The following is a 6,195-nucleotide window of genomic DNA, read 5'->3' as shown; positions in this document are numbered from 1 at the left end:
GCCGAGTACTTCGCGGCGGGTCTTGAGGCCGATGTCGAACAGATCTTGATTCATGCATATCTCCTTGAGCGGGTGGTCAGTGAGGTTGAGTGGGGTCACGTGATTGAGTGACGTCAGAATATAATTTGTAAGACAATAAGTCAATAAGCTTGACTTACAAATAAATGATCGCAATAATCGGATCTCGTTAAATTACGGCGCAGCGGCCAGCCGGGTGATAGCAACCGCTTCAATAAGGACGGTGCTTCCAAGCAATAACATGGCGAAGTGGCTGAGCTTTTAACGTAATCCAGTTGTTCAATCAGGAGGAGAGACATGGTGTTATCTAAATTACTCGTCGCTGCCGCATCGGCATTGCTGTTGTCCGGCGTGCAGGCACAAACCAACAAGCCCGCCGAAATCAAGCTCGGTATCGGTACATTTCTGTCGGGACCGGCATCGGTTTTTGGCGTACCGGCGAAGAACGGCGCTGAAATGTTTATCAACGATTTGAACGCCGCTGGCGGTATTCATGGCGTCAAGCTGACACCGACATTTATTGATGAAGGTATTGGCGGCGACAAATTTCTGTCGGAATACCGCCGTCTGATTCAGGAACAAAACACCAAGCTGATGCTGGTCGGCGTATCGAGCGGCGACTGTAAAACTGTGGCACCGGTGGCGGAAGATTTGAAAATTCTGAATGTGATGTGGGATTGCAGTACCGAAAAAATTCTGGAAGACAACCGTTATCGCTACGTGGTCCGCACTTCAGCCGATGCCAATACCGAAATGGTGGCGGCGGTGTTGTATCTGCTGCGTACCAAGCCTGATTTCAAGACACTGGCAGTGATCAATCAGGATTACGCGTGGGGTCGTGACTCTTGGGAATTGTTCCGGAATACCTTGCTGGCATTAAAACCGGATACCAAGATTGTGGCGGAGTTGTTCCCGAAACTGGGGGCGACCGACTTCTCGACTGAAATTAGCCGTTTGCAGGCATTGCGTCCCGACGTGGTGTTGTCGACCTCGTGGGGCGGCGACCTCGATACGCTGGTGCGTCAGGCCGCACAACGCGGGTTGCTGAAGAGTTCGCAATTCATTTTGCCGCTCGGCGAAAGTTCGCTCGAACGTCTCGGCGACACCTTGCCGGATGGCGTCATCATCGGTGCGCTGGGGGACCATTACTACCAACATCCGGAATACAAGGATGACGCCAAGATGAAAAATTTTGTGCAAAAGTTCAAGGCCAAAACCGGCGCTTACCCATCCTATCCGGTGTTTCGTGTCGTGTCGGGACTGGAAGCGGTAGTGGCTGGTTACGACAAGGCAATCAAGGCCAACAAGGGGCAATGGCCAACCACCGAGCAACTGGCCGACGCTATGCATGGCCTGGAATTCCGAGCTCTTACACGCCCGGTCAAGATTCGCGCCGATGGCCGTGCCCTGCAAGATCAGCTGTTCGGTGTCACCAAAAAGGTCAAGGGCACACCATTCTCGCTGATCGATAAGATCGTGCTGTATCCGGCCGCGCCGATCACTGCGCCGACTGGCCAGAAATCGGTCGAATGGGTCAAGACGCTCAAGCCTGAAATCATGAAAGATCCAGGCATCAAGGCATTCCCGGCAATTTCCAACTAGGTGACGGCATGGCGCGCGAGTTAATTTATCTCGCCATTCTTGATGGAGTCTCGTACGCGGCGCTGCTGTTTCTGGTAGCGCTGGGTATGACGCTGGTGTTTGGCGTCATGAACATCATCAATATGGCGCATGGCAGTTTTTATGCCTTCGGCGGCTATCTGGCTGCAACCTTCGGTGGCTGGGCGATTGCGGCAGGGCTGTCGCCTGCCTGGTCGTTCCTGTTGTTGCCGCTGGCGGCAGTGTTAGTCGGTACCGTGCTTGGCGGCCTGATGGAAATCACGCTACTCAAGCGCATTTATAACAAGGACCCGATCTTGCAGTTGCTGATCACCTTTTCCACTTTCATGATCTTTGAAGATCTGCAAAGAATGATCTGGGGCACGCAACCGTATTTTGTTTCCGAACTGGTCAAATACACCGGCGTGGTTGATGTCATGGACATTACCTACACTCGGTATCAATTATTCATTTTGCCGAGTGTGGCACTGGTGGCATTTCTGGCGTTGCGCTACTTCTTGCGCTCCAGTCGTACTGGTCGCCAGATCGTGGCAGTTGCCCACAATCGTGAAGTATCGACTGCCCTTGGCATCAATGTCAGAAAAATCTGTCTGCTGACCTTTATTGTCGCTTCCATGCTGGGAGCGCTCGGTGGCGCACTGGCATCGCAGACTACCTCATGGGTGCCAGGTATCGGCGCTGACATGATCGTGCTGTCGTTTGCCGTGGTGGCGACTGCCGGTCTCGGGCAAATCGAAGGCGCGCTGGTGGCGGCGCTGATGATTGGACTGGCGCGTTCGTTTGCGGTCTATCTGTTCCCTGAAATTGAAGTACTGGTACCGTACCTGATCATGGTTCTGGTGTTGTTATTCCGGCCGCAGGGATTGTTTTCCGTGGCGCAGGCGAGGAGAGTGTAATGTCGCGACCCAAACTGGTAGTGATCCTACTGCTATTGCTGGCCTTGCTGTTGCCGCTGGTGTTGCCATGGCTGAAGACGCCGATCATTTTTGCTACTTGTGCCGGTCTGGCCGCGCTCGGCATTTCCATTCTGGTGCGTTCGGGCCAAGTCTCGTTCGGACATGCCATCTTTGCCTGTGCTGCCGGCTATGCAGTGGCGTTTGCCGCAAAGCGCTGGACCCATCTTGACAGTATCGCGCTGCTGGCCGTGGGTACCTTGTTCGGCGGGTTACTCGGTGCTGTGATCGGTTCCTTTGTGGTGCGCTATCGAGGCATCTTCTTCGGCATGCTGAATCTGGCATTGTCGATGGTACTGTATTCGATCCTTGGCAAGTTCTTTGAACTGACCGGTGGTACCGACGGCATTCGCATTGCCCGGCCGACTTTTTTCGGTTTTGTGCTGGAGCGTGACATGTTTGAGTCTGCGATTCTAGTCACTGCGGTGGTGTTGTCATTGTTGCTGGGCATGCTGGTGCAACGCTACCTACGCTCGGTTGCCGGACAAGCGCTGGCGGCCATCAAGACCAACGAAACCCGACTTGAATATGTCGGCTTGTCGACCTATCAGGTGCTATTGATCGGTTATGTAATTTCAGCCGCCCTGTGTGGTTTGTCGGGAGCATTGTTTGCTATCACGCAAGGTCTGGTCACGCCTGAAATGGGGTACTGGGTGCGTTCTGGCGAGTATGTATTCGTTGCCATTCTGGGTGGTATTGGTCATCCGGTGGGTGCGTTTGTCGGTGCCGCTATTTTTGAATTCGTCAAACTTTTCTCCGCTGCATTCCTAACGGGGGCCTGGCAAATGGTGCTGGGTGTGGTGCTGATCACTATGGTGTTTCTGGCGCCGGCCGGTTTGTCGGCCTTGCTGGTGAAAAAGCGTGCGCTCAATGTAGAAGGAGACCAGTCGTGAGTCAGGCCATATTGCAAACCGTCAACCTCAAACTGGCGTTTGGCGCCGTGGTGGTAGCCGACGGCATTAACTTTGAATTACACGAAGGAGAGCGTCTGGCCGTAATTGGTCAGAACGGTGCCGGGAAAACTACCTTCATCAATATTTGTACCGGACTGATCCAGCCCACCAGCGGCACTGTCAATTTCGACGGTCACAACATCACCAAACTAGCGCCACGCACCATCGCTCGGCGCGGACTGGTGCGTTCATTTCAACTGCCGCAATTGTTCCTAGAACATACCGTGCGTGACTGCATCCGGCTGGCAGCTGCCGGTAAGATCGGTCGTCTTGGCATCTGGTCGGCTTTGTCCGATGCGGTATCCGCCAGCGAGGTCGAGCATGTGCTGGAAATGGTCGGATTGCGTGAGCGCGCAGATGAATTGTCAGCCTTGTTACCGGAAGGGCAGCGCAAGTTGCTCGATATTGCCATGGCATTAGTACTCGATCCTAAGGTATTGATTCTGGATGAACCGACCAGCGGTGTTTCCAGCGATGAAAAACATGGCTTGATGAAAACCATCATGGGCGCACTCGATGAACGTCGCATCACCGCCATTTTCGTCGAGCATGACGTCGATATCGTGGCGCGTTACGCAACCCGGGTGGCCGCCTGGATTTCAGGGCGAATTGCCTCGGACGGCACGCCCGAGGCGGTATTGAACGATCCCGAAATCCGCAAGAATGTGATTGGAGAATGACATGCTGAAGATTCAGAAAGTCAGCGTACAGATTGCTGGCATCCGTGTATTGCGCGATATCGCAACTGAATTTACGGCAGGCAGCTTACTGGCGGTAGTAGGACGCAATGGCGCGGGAAAAACCACGTTACTGCGCGCCATCATGGGCTTGATTCCGTTGCAGCATGGTCGCATTGAATTTGATGGTGTCGATCTTGCCTCGGTTCCGGGGCATCAGCGCAGCTCGCTTGGCATCGGCTATGCGCCGGAAGACCGGGTCATGTTTCCGACCTTTTCGGTGGAAGACAATCTGCGTTTTCCATGTGATGTATTAGGTTTGCCGAAAGGTCAGATTGATGAACGGCTGGAGCAAGTCTTGCTGGCCGTGCCGCAACTGAAAGTGATGTTGCCGCGCTCTGGTTCAGCGCTGTCCGGAGGGCAGGGAAAAATCGCGGCATTGGGTCGTGCCTTGATGGCAGGGCGGAGACTGGTATTGCTGGATGAGCCATTTCAGGGGCTGGCCCCGATTCTGGCCGGTGAATATGCCGAGTCGCTGCGTAAATTGCGCGATATCAATCCCAAGCTGTGCGTGGTCGTGACTGAGTCCAATCGCAGTCTGTTGCGCGATCTTCCCGATGCGACGCTGACACTGGAGCGTGGCGAACTGATGGCGGCCAACGATGCAAACGCAGCACATTGAATGTCGCCCATTGTTATCAGTAGATTGAATTTTTCATAAGGAAGAAGGGGCTATGCGTCTTGCCAATAAAGTAGTGATCCTGACCGGCGCAGCCGGTGGTGTCGGTCGTGCCACAGCCCGCTTGCTGGCGCGCGAAGGTGCACAAGTGGTAGTGGCCGATAAAAATCCTGACGGTGTCCGCGAGCTCGCTAAGGAAATCGGTGCTGCCTCACTAGGGGTGACGGTTGACGTCAGTCAGCATGCCAGCGTTAAAGCGATGGTGGCGCAGACCCTAGCGCATTTCGGACGTGTCGATGTCTTGATCAACAATGCTGGCTTCGGTCGCGTCGGCACGGTGGAAACCATCGAAGAAGAAGAATGGGACAGTATCATCGGCGTCAATCTGAAAGGCACCTTCCTGTGCTCGAAGAATGTGATTCCGCTCATGGCGGCCGCCGGTGGTGGCAGCATCGTCAATGTCGGTTCTTACACAGCGATCGCGGCGATCCGTGAGCGTGCTGCCTATATCGCTTCCAAGGGCGGGATAGCCGCGCTGACCAAGGCCATGGCGCTGGATCACGTGGGCCAGAAAATTCGTGTCAATTGCGTTGCCCCCGGCACGATCGCCACACCGTATTTCGAAAAAATGCCGATGGGCCGCATGGCGCAACCGGAAGAAATTGCCGCTGCCATTTTGTGGCTGGCGTCGGATGAGGCCTCCTTCGCTACCGGTTCGGTGATGGTGGTCGATGGCGGTACCACCAGCTGGTGACCCGAATATATCGTCAGCATCAGTATTGTTATAACGAATTTAATTTCAACGGAGAATCAACATGAGTACCTTATTAATCAATGGTCAATGGGTCAGTCCGGTCAATGGTGGCACGATCGACGTCATCGATCCTTGCAATGGCGAAGTGTTCACTACGATTGATCGCGGCAGTGCAGCCGATATCGATCTTGCGGTCAAGGCAGCGCAGGGCGCACTCGATGGTGCGTGGGGCAAGCTGACGGCTACCGAGCGTGGCCGCATCATGTTGCGTTACGCCGAACTGATACTGAAAGACGTTGAAGAAATCGCTCAGCTCGAAGCACGCGATACCGGCAAGCCGATCACCACTGCCCGTAACGATGCCGTTGCGGTAGCGCGTTATTTCGAATTTTATGGTGCGGCTGCCGACAAGATTCACGGCGAGACAATTCCTTACCTGAATGGCTACAACGTCAGCGTGGTACGGGTACCGCACGGCGTCACGGCGCACATTATTCCCTGGAATTATCCCGCGCAAATGTTTGGTCGCACGCTGGCGCCA

At 54.5% G+C, this 6,195-nt stretch carries 7 protein-coding genes; all 7 read left to right on the top strand.

Annotated elements, in window-relative coordinates; all coding sequences use genetic code 11:
• The first annotated feature begins 315 nt into the window (after positions 1–315).
• A complete protein-coding gene (locus HLUSI_RS0121075) occupies positions 316–1,620 on the top strand; it encodes an ABC transporter substrate-binding protein (protein WP_040503749.1) in 1,305 nt (434 codons plus the stop codon).
• Positions 1,621–1,628: 8 nt separating this feature from the next.
• Complete coding sequence (locus HLUSI_RS0121070) at positions 1,629–2,534, top strand: branched-chain amino acid ABC transporter permease (protein WP_016835836.1); 906 nt, start codon at positions 1,629–1,631, stop codon at positions 2,532–2,534.
• A complete protein-coding gene (locus HLUSI_RS0121065; protein ID WP_016835835.1) occupies positions 2,534–3,484 on the top strand; it encodes a branched-chain amino acid ABC transporter permease in 951 nt (316 codons plus the stop codon). Before HLUSI_RS0121070 ends, HLUSI_RS0121065 begins: the two co-directional genes overlap by 1 nt.
• The gene (locus HLUSI_RS0121060; protein WP_016835834.1) at positions 3,481–4,224 is read left to right on the top strand and encodes an ABC transporter ATP-binding protein; all 744 of its coding nucleotides are present in this window, start codon (positions 3,481–3,483) and stop codon (positions 4,222–4,224) included. The genes HLUSI_RS0121065 and HLUSI_RS0121060 overlap by 4 nt, the downstream gene beginning before the upstream one ends.
• Position 4,225: 1 nt before the next feature.
• A complete protein-coding gene (locus HLUSI_RS0121055; protein WP_016835833.1) occupies positions 4,226–4,903 on the top strand; it encodes an ATP-binding cassette domain-containing protein in 678 nt (225 codons plus the stop codon).
• Between the two features lie 52 nt (positions 4,904–4,955).
• Entirely contained in the window at positions 4,956–5,654 is a 699-nt protein-coding gene (locus HLUSI_RS0121050) for a glucose 1-dehydrogenase (protein ID WP_029363849.1), read from the top strand.
• Between the two features lie 61 nt (positions 5,655–5,715).
• Positions 5,716–6,195, top strand: a 480-nt coding sequence (locus HLUSI_RS0121045; protein ID WP_016835831.1) for an aldehyde dehydrogenase family protein, incomplete at its 3' end; no start/stop codon positions are given.

It is taken from the genome of Herbaspirillum lusitanum P6-12 (assembly GCF_000256565.1).
In the GTDB taxonomy this organism is placed as follows: Bacteria; Pseudomonadota; Gammaproteobacteria; order Burkholderiales; family Burkholderiaceae_D; genus Herbaspirillum; species Herbaspirillum lusitanum.
This window is presented reverse-complemented; position numbering and strand designations above follow the sequence as displayed.

Excerpts from the sequence above, each read along its gene's own strand:
- HLUSI_RS0121070 (WP_016835836.1), top strand. The coding sequence starts at position 1,629 with ATGGCGCGCGAGTTAATTTATCTCGCCATTCTTGATGGAGTCTCGTAC.
- HLUSI_RS0121065 (WP_016835835.1), top strand. The coding sequence starts at position 2,534 with ATGTCGCGACCCAAACTGGTAGTGATCCTACTGCTATTGCTGGCCTTG.
- HLUSI_RS0121075 (WP_040503749.1), top strand. The coding sequence starts at position 316 with ATGGTGTTATCTAAATTACTCGTCGCTGCCGCATCGGCATTGCTGTTG.
- HLUSI_RS0121055 (WP_016835833.1), top strand. The coding sequence starts at position 4,226 with ATGCTGAAGATTCAGAAAGTCAGCGTACAGATTGCTGGCATCCGTGTA.
- HLUSI_RS0121050 (WP_029363849.1), top strand. The coding sequence starts at position 4,956 with ATGCGTCTTGCCAATAAAGTAGTGATCCTGACCGGCGCAGCCGGTGGT.